Raw genomic sequence first — 16,874 nt, forward strand, 5'->3', positions numbered from 1 at the left:
AAGCGAGGAGAAAAATAAGGAGCTATATGGGAGCTTTAGGAGCAGGGAATTCTTGCGATGGCCTTGACGGATTCTGTGCCAGGTGTCGTTAAAGTTTCCATCAGAGCAGGTAGATCATTCCAGTCTGCGCGGTGGGTGAGCCAGGACTGGGTATGGATGTGTCCTTGTTGAATGAGGGACAGGATGCGGGGGAAATCGCTCGCGTGAGCATTTCGACTGGCCAGAAGCGTGAGCTCCCGCCGATGCAGCAAAGGATCATCCAAAGGAATGGGATCTTTGGTGATGCCCACATACACGATGCGTCCGGTAAAACGTGCGAGGCTGAGCGCCCGTGCCATGGATGTGGCATTGCCCGTGGCATCGAACACCACCTGTGCGGCGGGTTCATCTGGCAGTGTTTCCACCACCGTTATTCCTGGATAATGCTGTCTCACAAAAGCCCGACGGCTGGCGCTAAGCTCCAGCACCGTGAGGCGTGAACTTACCAGACGGGCAAACTCCAACACCGTGAGGCCAATCGGGCCTGCACCAATGATCAGCACATCATCCTCAGGCAAGATGGCTGCGCGGTTCACTGCATGGCAGCCGATGGCCAATGTTTCTACCAAGGCTAATTGTTCAAAGTCTAGCGTCTCACTCACGTGCAATTTGTGAGCAGGCAATACCATCCTTTCCCGCATGCCGCCATCACAATGCACCCCCAGGACGGTGAGAGTTTCGCAACAATTGGTTCGGCCCTGACGACAAGCATGGCAGTGGCCGCAGTTTAGGTAAGGCTCGACGGAGCAACGATCTCCGATTTTTAAAGTGTGTACATCTGGCCCTACGGCAAGAACTTCCACGCCCAGCTCATGACCCAGAATGCGAGGATATTCAATGAAAGGCATCTTGCCCAAATAACCGCTGAGATCTGTGCCGCAGATGCCGATGGTCCGAATGGCCACGAGTGCTTCTCCTGGACCTGGAGCTGCTGGTTCAGGAAGGTCTATCCATCGAAGAGTCCGAGATTGAGCAAGCTGGAGCGCGCGCATGATTCATGCTTTTGCTAACAGGGCTGGCTACCTACGGCAATCAAGATCCGCTCACGGCTGCAAAACATAACATCCTTTTTGGACTTCGATAGTCGGTGGGGTGTGGTTTCGCTCGAAGGCTTCATACCCGGGTCTCAATTCTTGCCAAAAAGCATTAGCCGCATTCTTCGACTCCGCAGCTAAACGCTCCTCAGTGACAGGGAAAGGAAAGACATGCACGGGCACCTCATCTTGTCCGTTGGTCAAAGCCGCCTGCACGATCAAATAGATCTCCTCAATCAAAGGATCTGTCATGGCAAAGCAGCCGATGCTCACCTCACCACCATGCACCATGATGAAGCTGCCCGTGCGGCCCTGCATGACATCGTAGGCATTTGGATAACCAATATTAAACGACAAATGAAAGCTACTGCCTGGATTTAGTCGAGACTTGGTGACTCCGTAAAATCCCTCCGGTGCCTGCCCGTCGCCTTCTTTCAACTTAGGACCTAACGCTCCAGACATAGCGGCGATTGGATACTTGCGAAAAAGCTTCCATCCACGTTGAGATTCCAGCCAGAGTTCCAATTCACGGCTCTCTTTGAAAACTCGCAAGAAAGTGGAAGCGCCAAGCTGAAGGTCCCGTTCCATCAACTCTTGAGTCAATGGTTCGAGGACTCTCTCACGTGTGTGTTTCAGTCTTTCATCAGGCTTGAGCAGGCGCCACTCCTCAGGAGAGGGCGGTGGAGGGTAGGGGAGTTTCATCGTGCTGGGGCTGCTTAACCAAGTGGAGACTCCTGGCAGCGAAGGGGCGAAAGTGCAATCAATGCACATCGTCTGGGCAGGCTTTGCACCGAAAAAGGCCAACACCACCGCCACCGAAAGTAGAATCCAGAAGGTTTTGAGTTTCATGCAGCAGGGACAATCGCTGAGCCTTATTCTATAGAGAACTCTTGATCTAAAGTGATCAAAGATCGCCTCGTCGTCGTACGGATTCTCCGGGCCGCCATGTGCCCTCGGTCATGACGATCTTAGGATGCTGGGGCAAACCCCGTTCATTCTGTTGTTCCTGGGCGACAAGGAGATCCACCGCTGCTGCCCCGAGGACTTCTGCCTGCTGGTCCACACCGGCCACCTGGGGGCGGTCTGCCCGCCACCCTAATGTGACTACGCCCAGATGTTTGGAGTCTGTCATATCCTGTAACCAGTCCGCGACCAGATGTCCGCCTTCGATGACGGCATCGGGTTTGACTTTGGCTAGCCATTCTAAAAAATTTGAGCGGTTGGGTTCTCGGCGCAGGCCCAGCAGCATTTCCGCCTGTTTGAGGGGGAGTGGGTGGTGCGCTAAAAAGCTGGCTGACCATGCGCCGAACATCCGTTCATTGATCACACTGCCGCCGTAATAACCGATGCGTCTGTAGCCGAGTTTTTTCAACTGTCGCATTGCCGTCATCATGCCAAGATAATGATGATGATGCACGCGATGCAGGGCGGGGCGTGCATACCCCAGGCCGATGACTACGCTGCTGAATTTTTCCCATCTCATGGACACATGCCCACGGCTACGAGAGATAAGCGGGGAAAGAATGAAACCTGGGATTCCGCGTGCTTCCAATATGTCTGATAACCTGCGGCCCGTCATTCCTTTGCCCGCTAAGTGAAATTCATCCAACTGAAACCCCAAAGTCTCTGCCCGTGCTTTAGCTCCACTAATAAGCTGGCGAGACCAAGCTGAAAGGCCTAGGTCCTGGGGTTCCTTCTCCGCCCAAACAAAGGCTAACGTCCTTGGGGCCTGAGATCGCCGTTTGCGTCGCATGTGCGTCATCAGTTTAGAGATCTCAGGATCCGGCCGATAACCTAAATTTGCCGCTGCTTCTAAAATACGAGTTCGCAAAGCCGCTGCTACGTAAGCTTCCCCACGGAGGGCACGGGACACCGTCATCTTGGAGACGCCAAGATGATCGGCAATGTCCTGAAGGGTCGGGCTACTCACATTTTTGGGGGTGTTTCACAGTAATCTGTTCGGGGGCAGCACTGCAAGTTCATCTCTGGATCGGGTGGGTGAGTGCTTGAGAAGTCTTCCAGCCTTGCTTATGGGGATCTACTGCCGAATCTCGGCTTCTCATTTTCCCTCATCATGATCCGTCTGTTGCTTCTTCTTTCTATCCCTTTGTACATTCTCGACCAGTGGTCGAAGCTTTGGATCGTGAAACATTTCGAGCTCCACGTCACCGAGCAGGAAGTTATTCCCGGCATTTTTTGGTTGCACCACACGGCCAACACAGGTGTCGCTTTTGGCATGTTCAATGGCACTGAATATGCAAACTATGCCTTTGGTGCCATTTCCTTGACGGCTCTCACCTTCATCATCTGGATGTATAAAAAAGGTGCCTTTCCTGGAACACTCAGTCGGACAGCGGTGGCGTTGTTGATCTCTGGTATCTTTGGAAACCTTACAGATCGTTTACTCCACGGTTATGTTGTGGATTTCCTGCGCTTTGATTTCGGATTTCGTCCATTCAACCCCTGGCCTTCTTTTAACGTGGCAGACTCTTGCGTCGTCGTGGCAGCCCTTTGCCTAGCCATTGCCTCATTCACAGAAACTACTCCGACCAAGAAGCCCAAAGCCTGATCCTTCTCCATCGCAGTTCTGATAACTTGAACCCGCTTTGCCAAAAGCGGGTTTTTTGTGCCTATTTGTCGCGGCGCAAGCTTCAGAAGCACTTTTTCATTTCAGATCACCCTCTTTTTCAGAGCACACGAGGGGGATCAATCTCAATCGGAAGAATTGAGCCACTGACCCAAAAACTCGAATCAAGGGGTGTCTTTGCATTTCTGAGAAATGGGGTCTTCTCTAAACCATGTAGGACAACTGACACTACGATTCAGAGAGAATGAGGTTAAAATTCATCAGGTAGAAAATTTGGTTTCACAGTAAAATCCAGAAAATGATAAGGGTTTGATCGTTGGTATCGAAATTTCTTTTGGTATGAAAAAAGTGATGTTTTGATGATTTATTATGATAAATCATTGAAAATGAGGTGATTAAGGCCATTTTTAGACTGGGCTTGAAAAGTGAAACGAACTGGCGATCAAACGAAAGCCTCTCAATTTACAGAAATTCTAAAAAATGATGATTTAATCATTGCGGCAATTCTAGTTTTTGATATAATTACCATATCAATCACAAGAAACTGCCATGAAAACAGCTTCCACAACTTTCGCCGCGCTCGCTATCTTCCTGGTGGCTCTTGTTTTCCCCCAGTTTGTTTCCGCCCAGTATGGTTATGCAGCTAGCCACTACGCTGCCCAGCAGGCTGCCTACGCACAGCAGCAGCAAGCCGCTGCTTATCATGCCCAGATGCAGCAACAGCAGGCCTGGGCAGCCTATCATGCCCAGCAACAGCAAGCTGCTGCCTATCATGCCCAGATGCAGCAGCAGATGATGGTCGCCCGTGCAGTGCCTGTAGCTCGCACCGCTCCAGCAGCCGGTTCACTGATTCGATTCGATGGCAAATATGCTGCTTGCTCCGCAAGCCTCCCTGGGCAGGTCCAATACCTTATCAATGCTGCGAATCATCTGCAAAGCAGCCCTTATATTCGTGGCGCTGGTCATGGCCGTGTTGAAGACCGCGCCTACGACTGTTCTAGCTCGACGTCTTACACCCTGATCAAAGCTGGATTACTGAAAAGCCCACTGACTTCGGCTGGCTTTGCTAAATATGGCCAGCCAGGAGAAGGTCGCTTCATCACGATCTGGGTGAAGCCTGGTGACCATGTTTTCATGACCGTGTGCGGCCTTCGTCTGGACACATCAGGTGGCAAGGTGGGCGAGGGCCCACGCTGGCGCACCAAGGGCCGTAGCTACGCTGGCTTCACCCCTCGTCATCCTTTTGGCCTTTAATTATCATTTTTGTGACTCGTTTCTCAAACTCAAATCAATGAAGCGAGCCAATTTAAAGAATCATCCTTTTCAAATTCAATAAAATCGCAATCCTAGTAAAGCGTCTTCTCAATTTTATGAACGTTCCTTCGCATTCCAACTTTTCGTGTCGCGATTCTGAAGATCAGATTTCTCTTGGCTGGACATCAATGGGCGCCTTCGGACAGACGACGTCCTCTTTTGTTAATGCAGAAGTCGTCGCTGATTTTGTGGCAGCCACTCGCCCAGTAACCTCTCCAAAAATTCGTTTTCTGAGTTCCTTTTGGACTTCCCTTTCTGCTCCTTTTGTTTCGGCCGAAGTTGCCATGGCTTAAACCGTAGGGTCGGCAGTTTTATGGAGGGCAGCCATTGTTTGGCATAAGTAGGCCTTTCCTTTTGAAGCCCCCACTTGCACTCGACGCTGCCTGGGGCGACTTCACGGATTCATGACTCCAGTCGCAGATTTTTCCATCACCTCCCAAACTCGTTCCTGGCTGGTACGCATTCCTGAAATTTTCGAAGGTCTTTCGAAGGAGATTTTGGGACCCTTTGGTGCCGAATCATGTACTCGTTTGGGGCATGAATACTATTTGATCAAGGCTGCCAAACCTCAGGCTATCCATCAGTCGGAAGTGGCTAAGTTTGTGCGCTGGAATCTGCCCATGCATCACACCTGGCCCTGCAATCCGCAAAAAATGGAAGGGTTCATTGAAAAAGCAGCGCAGACACTTTTGAAAAAGTTTGGGGATAGCCAGCCGCAGGGGCTTTTTATCGGCCAGCTCAATCCCACATCGCCAGACAAATACTATAAAAGCCTCGCTTCCAATTTGAGGGGGCGAGCTCTTCAGGTCTTTCCCAAGATGGTCGCCGGAAATGTGGAAGAACAAGATCCCACCGCTAGCACGCTCTATTGCTTAGTTGGCAAAGAAGGGCTTTTCACCGGCCTGCAGTCTCCCCGCCTCTGCAATGGTTTGTTTCCTGGTGGCAGCAAGTACATAGATCAAGATTCCCCAGATACCATCAGTCGGGCAGGGGCCAAGATTGCTGAGGCGTTGCATTACCTCCTGCTGCACCGCCCGCCCATGCCTGCCGGCAGTCATTGGATGGAGTTAGGTGCCTGCCCCGGAGGCATGACATCTGAGCTCCTCGCCCGTGAACAGCGCGTGACCGCGATTGACCGGGCTCCGCTGGACAAGCGCCTGAATGGCCGAGCTGGGTTGAAGTTCATCCATGCCGATGTCGCCACTTTCACCCCCCAAGACGGCACTGTGTATGATGCTCTTTTATCGGATCTTAATGGCCCTCCATTCGAGTCGCTGGACCACGTCATCCGCCTATCCCGTTCCCTGCGGCCCCGGGGCCTCATCGTTTTCACTCTGAAGGTGCCCCGCATCGAGACCGTGGAAGAGCCCTGTGATCTCTTCTGCAAGATCGTCAAGACCGCCACTGCGGCAGGCCTCCGCCTCTTTGCGCAGACGCATCTCACCTACAATCGTCACGAGTTTACCCTCTTTTTTGAAAAGGGGGGGAGGTAGGGCAGGAGGCTAGTTTATAATGGATTTTACTGGTCATTCTTTTTGTTAGGCTGCTTGTGCCTTAGCCTCTCTCATTTCCATGACATCCAATCTTCACCTTCTTGCTCGTGCCACCCAGGCGCTTTTCGCTACTTGGTTGCTCACGCATTGCGCTAGCATCACGCCCGCACCGACGGTAGCATTTACAGATCATCGCCATGCCATGCTCCACGCTGACCTGGAGTATGTGGATGTCGTCACCGGGCAAAAGATCCTTGTCCCTGCGGGTTTTGTGACCGATCACGCCAGTATCCCGCCAAGTCTGCGCAGATACTTTGAGGCGGGCGGTCAAGCGTATCAATACCCGGCCATCATTCACGACTGGCTCTACTGGTCCCAGATCACCAACCGCGCGGAGGCTGACCGCATCTTCGCTGCGGCCATGGAAGATTGTGGTGTGGGTGAAGTGAAACGAAAGGCCATCCATGCTGGCGTACGCGCCGGCGGAGAGTCCGCCTGGAAGAAGAACCAAAAAGAGCGCGAGCAGGGCCTATTCAAAGTCATCCCTGCAAGTTATCGCGATCCCCGAACTTGGCCCGCCAATATTACTTGGCCCCAATTCCGCCAGCACCTTTTTGATTCTGGGGTGCGCTAAGCAGGTTTATCCAAAGCGTGGGCAATCTCAGCTATTGCATCCGCAGGCTGAAAACGGCAATATTTGACGCCATATCCGCCTCCGCCCTGCGTTATCTCTTTCGTCCCCCCACATGCCCGAAGCCCCAGTCCTCCTTTATTGCCGCTGCGCCTATGCTCAGGTCGTTCCCTCTGGGGTTAAAAACGCAGTCCTCGCACAGCTCTGCGATTCCGGTACCAGCTTTGAGACGGTCTCGGATCTTTGCGAAATGGCTGCCCATCGAGATCCCCGCCTGCAGCAACTCTCCCAGTGTGGTCACTTGCGCATCGCCGCCTGCTATCCGCGTGCTGTAACCGGCCTCTTCCATCAGGCGGGTGCACCCTTGCCTGAGGGGACGGAGATTTTAAACATGCGCAGCCAAACTGCCGAGGACATCACCCAGCAGATGCTTCGCCCTGCGGGTGCTGCGACTCCCACGCCTGCACCAGTCGCCGCCCAAGACTGATTTTTCCTCCTGCCTGCCATCGTCATGATCACTCATACCGCCCGCCCCCTGAAAGTCGTCCTTTATGAAGGAAATGGCGCCCTGCCTCTACCGCCCGAGGCCCGCCTCAAGGTCTTGACTGCTTTGCTCGATAAAGGCTATGCGGTATCCCGCGTCACCCCTACCAGCGTCACTCCCACATCGTCGGACGATCACACCCTGCTGCTCCTAGGCACCTTTCCCCAGCGCCAGGCCCCAGCCCTTGAGGACGTCACTGGCCGCATCCAAATCGAAACCCGCGACATCACGGATCTTGATCCCGAAACCGTCGTCGCGCTGGTGGACAAAACGCGAGGTGACAAGCCCATGAACGAACCGGGCAAGTGGAAGCCCTGGTTCCCCGTCATTGACTACAGTCGTTGTACGAACTGCATGCAGTGCCTCAGCTTCTGTCTCTTCGATGTGTATGGCGTTAGCGACGAGAACAAGATCCAGGTCCAGAACAACGACAACTGCAAGACCAACTGCCCAGCTTGCTCTCGCGTCTGCCCGGAGGTGGCCATCATGTTCCCCAAATACCAGGCCGGCCCCATCAATGGCGACGACGTCAGTGCTGCCGATCATGGCCGCGAAAAGATGAAGGTGGATATCTCCTCCCTCCTCGGCGGCGATATTTACTCCGCCCTCAAGGATCGCAGTGCCGCAGCCAAGAGCCGCTTCAGCAAAGAGCGCAGTCCTGACAAAGCTCTCGATGAGCGCAAAAAATGCCTCACCAAACTCGTCAGTGATGGCTTTATCCCTATGGATGTCCTCGCCTCCCTCCCCAGCCCTGACGAGATTCTTCGCAAGGCCGAAGTGGCAAAGGCTCGTGCCGCCGCTGCTCTCGCTGCCCAGCCTAGCCAGCAGCCTGCTTCCTAGATGGAAACTTTGCCGTTTGCCTGACTTTCCCAGTGGCATCGGCACCACATCCGCTGCACATCGCCTCATGCCCACAGTCACTCCCCAAAAATGGTGGATCGTCCGCCGCTCTGCCATCCATCAGCGGGGGATCTTTTCCCGCACTTTTATCCCGGCAGGCACTCCTATCATCGAATACACGGGGGAAAAAATCACCAAGGCTGAAAGCGAGCGCCGGGGCAATGCCCTTGCTGCCCGCGCGGCCAAGACGGGTGGTGCCGCTGTTTACATTTTCACGCTGAATAAGACCCACGACCTCGACGGCAGCACCTCTGGCAATACCGCCCGGCTCATCAACCACTCCTGCGAGCCCAATTGCGAGGCCTTCATCAGCCGTGGCCGTATCTGGATCCACGCCAAGTACGACATTCCCGAAGGCGAGGAGCTTTCTTTCAATTACGGTTTTGCCCTCGATACCTGGGAGGACCACCCATGCCGTTGTGGCAAGCCTTCCTGTGTCGGCTACATCGTTGATGAGCAATACTGGCCAAAGTTAAGGCGTATTCTGAAAGCCCGCGCTCAGCGTGCCGAAAAAATTGCCGCTCTCGAAGCTCGTGCGGCTGAGCTTCAGCAACAACTCGATGAACTTGGCGAGCCTACTTCTCCTACCACCAAAGTGGCTCAAAAAGAGACCGCTAAAGTTCCCCAAAAAAAGCGCTCCTCTCGCAAAAAATAGCTGCCTTAAGAGGGCGGTCATTTGCATATCTTGCGTGAGATGACCCAGTAAAAACGGGCCCGCACAGTCTCCTTCGCGGAAGGCCGCAGTGCTGGGTTACACATCCGCTCAGGTCGGCAACACATTTGCACCATTCTGCGGGCGCCTGCCGGGATTGTGGATTCAGCCTAGGGGGGGCTTACAGCAATCCAAAAAAAATCTTTGTTGATGCGATCCTGATTCAAAAAAAGGAGCCGGTGTAACCGGCTCCTTCAAAGGACTACGTGAGATGAATGCGTCCCTGTCTGGGTGACTAGGTCGTCTCCAGGCCGCGGGCCATCACCACCTTGCCGGTGCGCACGGTTTCCACGATCTCGAACTTGCTCAGCAGTCGCACGGCGGCGTCCACCTTGTCGGTGTTGCCAGTGATCATGGCAATGAGGCTGTCTTCCTGGAGGTCCACGGTCTTGCCGCCGTAATGTTCCACGATTTGCAGGATCTCGGTGCGCTGGTCTGGACCGGCGGAGATTTTCACCAGCACCATTTCTTTCGCCACCGCGTCACGATCGGTGTGCTCCACGCAATGGATCACATCAATGAGCTTGTTCACCTGCATGATGATCTGGTGCAGGCCTTCGGGATGACCGCTGATGCCAATGGTCATGCGGCTGAAGCGGGGATCCCGCGTCTGGGACACAACGAGGGACTCGATGTTGAACCCACGGCGGCTGAAGACGGCGCAGATTCGGCCGAGGACGCCGGGTTGATTGTTCACATGCACGCTCAGCGTGTGGATGTTGATGATGTCCGCCTGCGGGGCGGGCTTTTTGTCCGTGGTGGCGGGGATGCGGTCGCTCATGGTACTGATGTGTTTGAAAAAGTTTTTTTGAATTAAAAAAGGTTAGGCGGAAGCGCGTTGTGTTTTCAGACGTTTACGGGCGAGCTTGGCGTAGTCAGCACTGAGCTCAATGCCGATCCACTGGCGGCCCTGGCTTTCTGCGGCGATAGCGGTGGTGCCACTGCCGAGAAAGGGGTCCACCACAAGGTCACCTTCGTCTGAAGCGCAGGCGATGAGCTTGTGGATCAATGCGAGGGGCTTCTGGCTGGGATGTCCGCATTTCTCCTTGGTCAGCCCTTTTAGACTGGGTACGCGGAGGATGTTGGTGGCGAATTTTCCCTGATCCAGGTGGGCCTTGCGGGCTTCCTTATTTTTGTAACGTGGGTCCCGTAGGTAAGCGGTGATGGTGTCCGCATCGTAAGGGATTCGGACCGCACCTTTATTGAACTTCACGGACTCACTTTTCCTCAGCACGAGAATCATCTCGTATTGCGGAGTGAAGCTGTCACGGCGCTCATTGTAGCCCACCGCACGATCCCAAATGATGAGATCATGAAACTGGTGCTGCTGGCAGAGCCGGGACATGAGGTGGATAAAGGTGTGCTCGCGTTTTCCTAATTGGCCAAAGATGAAGCCAAGTCCGTCGTCCTTGAGCACGCGCAGGCATTCAGCCACCCAGTTCTCACACCAGGTGAGGTAGTCTTCAGGCGTTTTCCATTGCGTGTCCCAGGCTTCATCTTCGAGGACATTAAAATAGGGAGGGTCGGCGATCACCGTCTGGGCGATGGCATCAGGCAGCTTTTTCAGCTCTTTGAGGGCATCACCTTTGATGACGGTGTTGAGTTTCATGTGGGCAGGGAAGGGCGGCCAGGGGCCCTGCCGCAAAGGGCAGGGCACAAATAGCCGCACTTCATCACGTGGAACCGGTCGGCTTTTCCATCTTATGCTTCGGTGCTTCAATGATCATGTCTTCCAGGGCGGCACCTGCAGGGATCATAGGAAACACGTTTTCATACTTGATACACTCGGCCTCAATGATGCACGGGCCTTCATTGTAATCGAGAGCCTGCTGCAGGATACGCTCCACATCAGCCGGACGGCGGATGTGGAATCCTTTGATGCCATAGGCTTCACCGAGCTTCACAAAGTCGGGGTTACCCACCAGATCCACACCGCTTTCACGGTTTTCAAAGAACAACTCCTGCCACTGGCGCACCATGCCGAGGTAGCTGTTGTTCAGAACGAGGATCTTAATCGGCAGCTTGTGAATCGCGGCTGTGGCCAGTTCAAACAAGGTCATCTGGAAACCGCCGTCACCAGAAATGGAAACCACCAGCTTGTCCGGACAGGCCAGCTGCGCACCGATGGCGGCAGGGAAACCGAAGCCCATGGTGCCGGCACCGCCGGAACTGATCCAGTGGTAGCTGGCGTCGTTCTTGTAGAACTGGGCAGCCCACATTTGGTGCTGACCCACGTCCGTGGTCACGATGGCCTTACCCTGAGTGAGGTTATACAATTCATCGATCACCTGCTGCATGCGCAGGCCCCCCTGCTTTTTGTAGCCAAGAGGGAACTTCTTCTTGAAACCATCCACATGCTCCAACCAATCTTCGGTGGGTAGCTTTTCCACTAGGGGAAGCAGAGCCGTGAGGGCAGCTTTTGCATCGCCCTTGATCGCCACGTCCACCTTGATCATCTTATTAAACTCGGCGGCATCAATGTCGATGTGGATCAGCGTGGCATTACGGCCAAACTTGTCCGGCTTGCCAATGATGCGGTCATCAAAGCGAGAGCCCACATTAAGAATGAGGTCGGCCTCACAAATGGCCTTGTTCGCATAGGCAGTCCCATGCATGCCCAGCATGCCGAGTGACAGAGAGTGGGTCTCCGGGAACACCCCTTTGCCTAGCAGGGTGGTGGTCACAGGGCAGCCTAGGGTTTCTGCGAGTTGCAGAAGTTCCTTGTCCGCACGGGCGATCATCGCGCCCTGGCCAGCGAGGATGATCGGACGCTTGGACTGGGCAATGAGGCGGGCGGCTTCTTTGATGCCTTTGGAATCAATGTTGAAGGCCTCTTCTGGGTGATAGCCCGGTAGGTCCATCGGTTCATCATAATTGCCGGTGAAGGGAGCCTGGCTCTTATCCTTCGGGATATCAATCAGCACTGGGCCTGGACGACCGGTGGTGGCGATGTGATAGGCCTCGCGGGCGATACGGGGGATGGAGTTGGTGTCCTTCACCAGATAGTTGTGCTTCACCACGGGGGCCGTGATGTTAAAGATGTCTGCTTCCTGGAAGGCATCCTTACCCAGCATCCAGCTCACCGTCTGACCGCAGAGCACGATCATCGGCACGCTGTCCATCTGCGCGGTCATCAAGCCCGTGATAGTATTGCCAGCACCAGGGCCGGAGGTCACCAGAACCACAGCAGGCTTGCCTGTGGCGCGGGCGTAGCCGTCGGCCATGTGGACGGCACCCTGCTCATGACGCACGAGGACGAACTTCATATTCGTCTTCATGGTTTCCAATGCGTCGAAAATCGGGATCGCGGCGCCGCCGGAATAACCGAACACGTATTCGATGCCGAGATCGGCCAAGGTTTTGATCAGCGCTTGTGCGCCATCCAATTGGGGTGTGCTCATAAGGTTGTCAGATAAAATATCTTTTACGAAGGTTAGTTTGAAGGGTTTTTTCGAAAATACAATCTAAAAATGAGGTATTTTGGGGTTAATTGAGGTTTTTGTCTTGTGGTGGTGGTTTGAAAATTGATGAATTTGGATCAAGTGACGTTTTGTTGGTGTTTGTTAATTTGAAAAAATGGCATTTTTTGAACGAATTGGGTGTGTGCCGGGTCGTTACCATCAAAAAGGCTTCTCGAGGTTTTAACGTGCTGATGAAAAAAACTGTTCCTGCATTCAATCTCACCTTGAGAAGAATCCTGCCCAGACATACAAAATGGACTCCATGAGAAACCTCCTAGTCCTAGTCGTTACCAGCCTCCTTCTCTGTCAGTGTAATTCACTTCAGTACACCGGCACCGCTCCGAATCCGCCCCTGACCAAGCTTGCGATTGTCAAAAATACCAAGCTCCACATGTCCGGCATGCAGCCCGAAGTGGTGAAGCAGGTGCAGGAGATGGGAATCGCCACCACCCTGGTAGATGCACCCCCTGCGACTAATGAACCTTACCTGACCTTCACTGCCAACTGGGCTTGGGACCTGGCCATGTACCTTCGTTACTTCAAGGCTGAGCTCCATCAGGGCGGTCAGGTGACGGGCAGCGTGGAATACAAAACCAGTGGCTCAGACATGAGCAAATTCGGCCACACGGATGCCAAGATCCGCCCCATGCTGAGAAAGCTGATCCTCGGCGAAAACCCACCACCTAAGCCACGCGCCCCTGCTGCCTCCATGCGCTAATCGCGCAGTTTACAACCCCCTTTCTATCAACGGCGGTCCTTTTGGAGGACCGCCGTCTTCTTTAAAGCGCGTGGACAGGAGCGAACTTTCATCTGGCCCGCAGGCCACCCGCCCGTATTTATAGAGGCAACCATGTCCACCACCCCCGCCTCTCTGCCCTGCGACTTCTGCGGCTACCCCGAAGCCCATCCCGTGGCCGACATGCACATCTGCGATGAATGCTACATCGCTAAAGGTAGTTGCTGCGCCGGGGAGGAGGAATGCCCTCCAAACAGTCTCCCTTGATCGCTGCAAGGCTTGCTCTGTTCACTGCGTTTTCTACGCCCTATTTTTCTCATGACCACTCCGGCCCGTTTATTGACCCTGCTGTCTCTTTTGTCCCTTCCAGCGCTCCAGGCGGAGCCGCAGTGGATCTGGTCTTCTAAAAAGGCGGAGGCACAGGAGAAGGCGACTTTTAAACATAGCTTCGACCTAAAACTGACGCCAAAGTCGGCTCTGCTGAGCGTTACCTGTGACAACGGGGCCACGGTTTTCATCAATGGCAAAAAGGCGGCGGTGAATGAGGACTGGCAGAAGCCCGTGAAGCTGGATGTCATCAAGCTGCTGGAACTGGGCGCGGCAAACACGATCGAAATTCAAGCCACGAACAAAGGTGGTAGTGCTGGGTTGATCGCTAAGCTGGAACTGGCGAAGCAGCAGGGCGGGGTAGAGATCATCGAAACGAATGCCCAGTGGCAAGCGACGGTGACTGGCAAGGCCGAGTGGAAACCGGTGGTGGTGGTGGGTGCCTATGGTGTAGGCCCTTGGGGAAAGGTGTTCGATGGCAAGATAGGCTCCACCCAAGGCGATGGCACGGTGGTAGCAGCGGCAGATGTGACGGTGCCAAAGGGCTTCAAAGTGGAACTACTCTATACGGTGCCAAAGGAAGAGCAGGGGTCCTGGGTGGCGCTGACGACAGATGACAAGGGCCGCCTGATCGCCTGTGACCAATACGGCAGCCTCTATCGCATGGCGGTGCCTGCGATTGGCAAGACGGAGCTGCTGAAACCTGAGAAACTGAAGCTGGATTTCGGCAAGGCCCACGGCCTGCTTTACGCTTTTGGTAGTCTCTATGTGATGGTGAACGAAAACGGCAAGGACAATGGCCTATACCGCCTGAAAGACAGCGATGGCGATGACCAGTATGACAAGGTCGAAAAACTGGTGACCATGGCGGGTGGTGGTGAGCATGGCCTGCACAGCATGGTGGTGAGCCCAGACGGCAAACGCATCTATTTCAATGGCGGCAACCATACCAAGCTGCCAGACGTGCTGGACAAAAGCCGCCCGGCTAAGGTATGGGACGAGGACCATATCCTCCCCCGCATGTGGGATGCCAATGGCCACGCGCGCGGCATTATGGCCCCAGGCGGTTTCATCTGCAGCATGACGCCTGAGGGCAAGGATGTGGAGCTATTCTGCTATGGCTTCCGCAACCAGTTTGACATCACTTTCGACCTCAGCGGTGAGCTCTTTACCTACGATGCGGACATGGAGTGGGATATCGGTTCACCCTGGTACCGGCCGACGCGTGTGAACCACTGCGTGAGCGGGGCTGACTATGGTTGGCGCAGCGGCAGCGGCAAGTGGCCACAATATTACCCAGACAGTCTGCCCACCACGCTAGACATCGGCCCTGGTAGCCCTACGGGCGTGGTCAGCGGCAAAGGGGCCAAATTCCCAGCCAAGTATCAGCGCGCGGTCTTTGTCAATGACTGGACCTATGGCACCATGTGGGCCATTAACCTGGAGGCTAAAGGTGGCAGCTTTCTGGCGGATAAAGAAGAGTTCGTTTTCGGCAAACCCCTGCCGCTCACAGACGTCATCATTCATCCACAGGATGGGGCCATGTACTTTGCCATTGGCGGCCGGCGCACCCAGTCGGGTGTGTATCGTGTGAGCTATGTGGGAGAGGAATCCACCGCGCCGGTCCAGGCTTTGCCTTTGGATGAAGAAACTCGCATGCGCCAGACTCTGGAGGCCATGCATCAGGATGGTGGAGATCCGCAGAAGATCCTCGCCGCCGCCTGGCCTTACCTTAGCCACAGTGACCGCCATGTGCGTTACGCGGCCCGTGTGGCCATCGAAAGACTGCCGCAGGAACTGTGGCGGGAAAAGGCGCTGAATGAAACTCAGCCCATGGCCATCATTGAAAGCCTCATCGCCCTGGCCCGTGTGAATGGCCGCAAGACCGAGGCCCCTGTGACCAAGCCTGCTGCCGGGTCTTCATCAGCCCCGATTGGGGCGGTCTCGCCCGACAAGGTGGAACTGCAGCTCAAGATGCTTGAGACTTTAGGCCGCCTAGAAGGAGCGAAGCTGACTGTGAATCAACAACTCGGTGCGTTGCGTGCCCTTCAGCTCATCCTCATTCGTCTGGGCAAACCTTCGCCTGAAGTGTGCGAGGGTATTGTGGAAAAATTGCATCCGCTTTATCCAAGTGCTGACGACAGCATCAATCGTGAGCTTGCCCAGATCCTCATCGTGCTGGATTCTGCCCAGGCCCCAGCTAAGACGCTCGCGCTGATGGCGCAAGCCAAGGATGACTTCCAGGCTGTGGCCACGGATGCGGTGCTGAGCCGCAATGATGGTTACGCCAATGCAGCCCGCGCCGCTGCTGGCAGCCGCCCGAATTCTCAACAGATCGCCTACATGTTTGCGCTACGCAATGCCACTGCCGGCTGGACGCCAGAACTGCGCAAGACCTTCTTCTCCTGGTTCCCACGCGCCCGCACCTGGAAGGGTGGCAACAGCTTCAAAGGCTTCATCGAAAACATCCGCAAAGATTCCTTGGCCACCTTCGTGCCGGAATCCGAACGTGCCGAGATGGATGCCATCAGCAGCAAGGTGGAAGGTGCAGACATCCCGAACTACGTGGCTCCCAAAGGCCCAGGCCGCGCGTGGAGCGTGGATGAAGTGGTGGCCCTCACCAGCGGTGGTCTCAAAGGCCGCGACTTTAAAAATGGCGAGGCCATGTACCGCAGCGTCATGTGCGCCACCTGCCATCGCTTCAATGGTGATGGGGGCAGCATCGGCCCGGACCTCACCGGCAGTGGTAACCGCTACACCATGCGTGACCTGATGGAAAACATCGTGGACCCGAGCAAGGTCATCTCCGACCAGTATGACAGCCACCAGATCACCAAAAAAGACGGCAGCACCATCCTGGGTCGTATTGTGGTAGAAGAGAACGGAAAGGTCTTTGTGATGGCCAATCCCTTTGCGCCCAACGACCAGACAGCCATCAATGAGAGTGAGATTGCCCGCAAGGAAACCCGCAAGGTATCCATGATGCCTCCAGGCCTCATCAATGCGCTGAATCAAGATGAACTGCTGGACCTCATTGCCTACCTCATCAGCGGTGGCAATGAGAAGGACAAGGCTTTCAAATAGCCCCTTCCAGCG

Annotated in this window: 17 protein-coding genes and 1 pseudogene; 11 read left to right on the top strand and 7 right to left on the bottom strand. The window is 54.7% G+C overall.

Annotated elements, in window-relative coordinates:
* Window positions 1-35 precede the first annotated feature (35 nt).
* The 4 genes and pseudogenes from HNQ64_RS16025 to HNQ64_RS24490 all read right to left on the bottom strand — a co-directional run.
* Window positions 36-1,031, bottom strand: coding sequence for a zinc-binding alcohol dehydrogenase family protein (locus HNQ64_RS16025; protein WP_184210419.1), 996 nt, complete (start codon window positions 1,029-1,031; stop codon window positions 36-38).
* A 51-nt stretch (window positions 1,032-1,082) separates the two neighbouring features.
* A complete protein-coding gene (locus tag HNQ64_RS16030; protein WP_246431072.1) occupies window positions 1,083-1,922 on the bottom strand; it encodes a L,D-transpeptidase family protein in 840 nt (279 codons plus the stop codon).
* A gap of 55 nt (window positions 1,923-1,977) precedes the next feature.
* Window positions 1,978-2,556 (bottom strand): LacI family DNA-binding transcriptional regulator, encoded by a 579-nt coding sequence (locus tag HNQ64_RS23980; RefSeq protein WP_246431073.1) that lies wholly within the window; start codon window positions 2,554-2,556, stop codon window positions 1,978-1,980.
* A 309-nt stretch (window positions 2,557-2,865) separates the two neighbouring features.
* Window positions 2,866-3,003, bottom strand: a pseudogene (locus HNQ64_RS24490) (LacI family DNA-binding transcriptional regulator); the annotation flags it as partial.
* Window positions 3,004-3,147: 144 nt separating this feature from the next.
* On the opposite strand from HNQ64_RS24490, the gene lspA reads away from it, so the two are divergent.
* The 8 genes from lspA to HNQ64_RS16075 all read left to right on the top strand — a co-directional run bounded on the left by lspA (window position 3,148) and on the right by HNQ64_RS16075 (window position 9,197).
* Window positions 3,148-3,642 (top strand): signal peptidase II, encoded by a 495-nt coding sequence (gene lspA, locus HNQ64_RS16040; protein WP_184210423.1) that lies wholly within the window; start codon window positions 3,148-3,150, stop codon window positions 3,640-3,642.
* Window positions 3,643-4,209: 567 nt separating this feature from the next.
* Window positions 4,210-4,914, top strand: coding sequence for a hypothetical protein (locus tag HNQ64_RS16045; RefSeq protein WP_184210425.1), 705 nt, complete (start codon window positions 4,210-4,212; stop codon window positions 4,912-4,914).
* A 116-nt stretch (window positions 4,915-5,030) separates the two neighbouring features.
* Window positions 5,031-5,267, top strand: coding sequence for a hypothetical protein (locus HNQ64_RS16050; RefSeq protein WP_184210427.1), 237 nt, complete (start codon window positions 5,031-5,033; stop codon window positions 5,265-5,267).
* Window positions 5,268-5,378: 111 nt separating this feature from the next.
* Entirely contained in the window at window positions 5,379-6,467 is a 1,089-nt protein-coding gene (locus HNQ64_RS16055; RefSeq protein WP_184210429.1) for an SAM-dependent methyltransferase, read from the top strand.
* A gap of 79 nt (window positions 6,468-6,546) precedes the next feature.
* The gene (locus HNQ64_RS16060) at window positions 6,547-7,101 is read left to right on the top strand and encodes a DUF1353 domain-containing protein (protein WP_184210431.1); all 555 of its coding nucleotides are present in this window, start codon (window positions 6,547-6,549) and stop codon (window positions 7,099-7,101) included.
* Between the two features lie 112 nt (window positions 7,102-7,213).
* Entirely contained in the window at window positions 7,214-7,585 is a 372-nt protein-coding gene (locus HNQ64_RS16065; RefSeq protein WP_184210432.1) for a hypothetical protein, read from the top strand.
* A 24-nt stretch (window positions 7,586-7,609) separates the two neighbouring features.
* The gene (locus HNQ64_RS16070) at window positions 7,610-8,482 is read left to right on the top strand and encodes a ferredoxin family protein (RefSeq protein WP_184210434.1); all 873 of its coding nucleotides are present in this window, start codon (window positions 7,610-7,612) and stop codon (window positions 8,480-8,482) included.
* Window positions 8,483-8,498: 16 nt separating this feature from the next.
* A complete protein-coding gene (locus HNQ64_RS16075; protein ID WP_184210436.1) occupies window positions 8,499-9,197 on the top strand; it encodes an SET domain-containing protein in 699 nt (232 codons plus the stop codon).
* Between the two features lie 292 nt (window positions 9,198-9,489).
* Here the strand turns inward: HNQ64_RS16075 and ilvN are convergent, their stop codons facing one another.
* The 3 genes from ilvN to ilvB form a co-directional block, all read right to left on the bottom strand.
* Window positions 9,490-10,035, bottom strand: coding sequence for an acetolactate synthase small subunit (ilvN, locus tag HNQ64_RS16080; protein ID WP_184210438.1), 546 nt, complete (start codon window positions 10,033-10,035; stop codon window positions 9,490-9,492).
* A gap of 42 nt (window positions 10,036-10,077) precedes the next feature.
* Window positions 10,078-10,863 carry a DNA-methyltransferase gene (locus HNQ64_RS16085; RefSeq protein WP_184210440.1) on the bottom strand — a complete coding sequence of 262 codons (786 nt, stop codon included), beginning with the start codon at window positions 10,861-10,863 and terminating at the stop codon, window positions 10,078-10,080.
* A 64-nt stretch (window positions 10,864-10,927) separates the two neighbouring features.
* Window positions 10,928-12,655 carry a biosynthetic-type acetolactate synthase large subunit gene (gene ilvB, locus HNQ64_RS16090; RefSeq protein WP_184210442.1) on the bottom strand — a complete coding sequence of 576 codons (1,728 nt, stop codon included), beginning with the start codon at window positions 12,653-12,655 and terminating at the stop codon, window positions 10,928-10,930.
* Between the two features lie 322 nt (window positions 12,656-12,977).
* Between ilvB and HNQ64_RS16095 the strand changes: the two genes are divergently transcribed.
* The 3 genes from HNQ64_RS16095 to HNQ64_RS16105 all read left to right on the top strand — a co-directional run bounded on the left by HNQ64_RS16095 (window position 12,978) and on the right by HNQ64_RS16105 (window position 16,862).
* Window positions 12,978-13,433, top strand: a complete 456-nt coding sequence (locus tag HNQ64_RS16095) for a hypothetical protein (RefSeq protein WP_184210444.1) — start codon at window positions 12,978-12,980, stop codon at window positions 13,431-13,433.
* Between the two features lie 132 nt (window positions 13,434-13,565).
* Entirely contained in the window at window positions 13,566-13,718 is a 153-nt protein-coding gene (locus tag HNQ64_RS16100) for a hypothetical protein (RefSeq protein ID WP_184210446.1), read from the top strand.
* Between the two features lie 51 nt (window positions 13,719-13,769).
* Window positions 13,770-16,862, top strand: coding sequence for a c-type cytochrome (locus HNQ64_RS16105; RefSeq protein WP_184210448.1), 3,093 nt, complete (start codon window positions 13,770-13,772; stop codon window positions 16,860-16,862).
* Window positions 16,863-16,874 lie beyond the last annotated feature (12 nt).

The sequence above is a fragment of the Prosthecobacter dejongeii genome (assembly GCF_014203045.1).
Lineage (GTDB): Bacteria > Verrucomicrobiota > Verrucomicrobiia > Verrucomicrobiales > Verrucomicrobiaceae > Prosthecobacter > Prosthecobacter dejongeii.

Bases quoted from the DNA above. Each gene is read 5' to 3' on its own strand.
- HNQ64_RS16025 (WP_184210419.1), bottom strand. From the start codon at position 1,031: ATGCGCGCGCTCCAGCTTGCTCAATCTCGGACTCTTCGATGGATAGAC.
- HNQ64_RS16030 (WP_246431072.1), bottom strand. From the start codon at position 1,922: ATGAAACTCAAAACCTTCTGGATTCTACTTTCGGTGGCGGTGGTGTTG.
- HNQ64_RS23980 (WP_246431073.1), bottom strand. From the start codon at position 2,556: ATGAGATGGGAAAAATTCAGCAGCGTAGTCATCGGCCTGGGGTATGCA.
- lspA (WP_184210423.1), top strand. From the start codon at position 3,148: ATGATCCGTCTGTTGCTTCTTCTTTCTATCCCTTTGTACATTCTCGAC.
- HNQ64_RS16045 (WP_184210425.1), top strand. From the start codon at position 4,210: ATGAAAACAGCTTCCACAACTTTCGCCGCGCTCGCTATCTTCCTGGTG.
- HNQ64_RS16050 (WP_184210427.1), top strand. From the start codon at position 5,031: ATGAACGTTCCTTCGCATTCCAACTTTTCGTGTCGCGATTCTGAAGAT.
- HNQ64_RS16055 (WP_184210429.1), top strand. From the start codon at position 5,379: ATGACTCCAGTCGCAGATTTTTCCATCACCTCCCAAACTCGTTCCTGG.
- HNQ64_RS16060 (WP_184210431.1), top strand. From the start codon at position 6,547: ATGACATCCAATCTTCACCTTCTTGCTCGTGCCACCCAGGCGCTTTTC.
- HNQ64_RS16065 (WP_184210432.1), top strand. From the start codon at position 7,214: ATGCCCGAAGCCCCAGTCCTCCTTTATTGCCGCTGCGCCTATGCTCAG.
- HNQ64_RS16070 (WP_184210434.1), top strand. From the start codon at position 7,610: ATGATCACTCATACCGCCCGCCCCCTGAAAGTCGTCCTTTATGAAGGA.
- ilvN (WP_184210438.1), bottom strand. From the start codon at position 10,035: ATGAGCGACCGCATCCCCGCCACCACGGACAAAAAGCCCGCCCCGCAG.
- HNQ64_RS16085 (WP_184210440.1), bottom strand. From the start codon at position 10,863: ATGAAACTCAACACCGTCATCAAAGGTGATGCCCTCAAAGAGCTGAAA.
- ilvB (WP_184210442.1), bottom strand. From the start codon at position 12,655: ATGAGCACACCCCAATTGGATGGCGCACAAGCGCTGATCAAAACCTTG.
- HNQ64_RS16095 (WP_184210444.1), top strand. From the start codon at position 12,978: ATGAGAAACCTCCTAGTCCTAGTCGTTACCAGCCTCCTTCTCTGTCAG.
- HNQ64_RS16100 (WP_184210446.1), top strand. From the start codon at position 13,566: ATGTCCACCACCCCCGCCTCTCTGCCCTGCGACTTCTGCGGCTACCCC.
- HNQ64_RS16105 (WP_184210448.1), top strand. From the start codon at position 13,770: ATGACCACTCCGGCCCGTTTATTGACCCTGCTGTCTCTTTTGTCCCTT.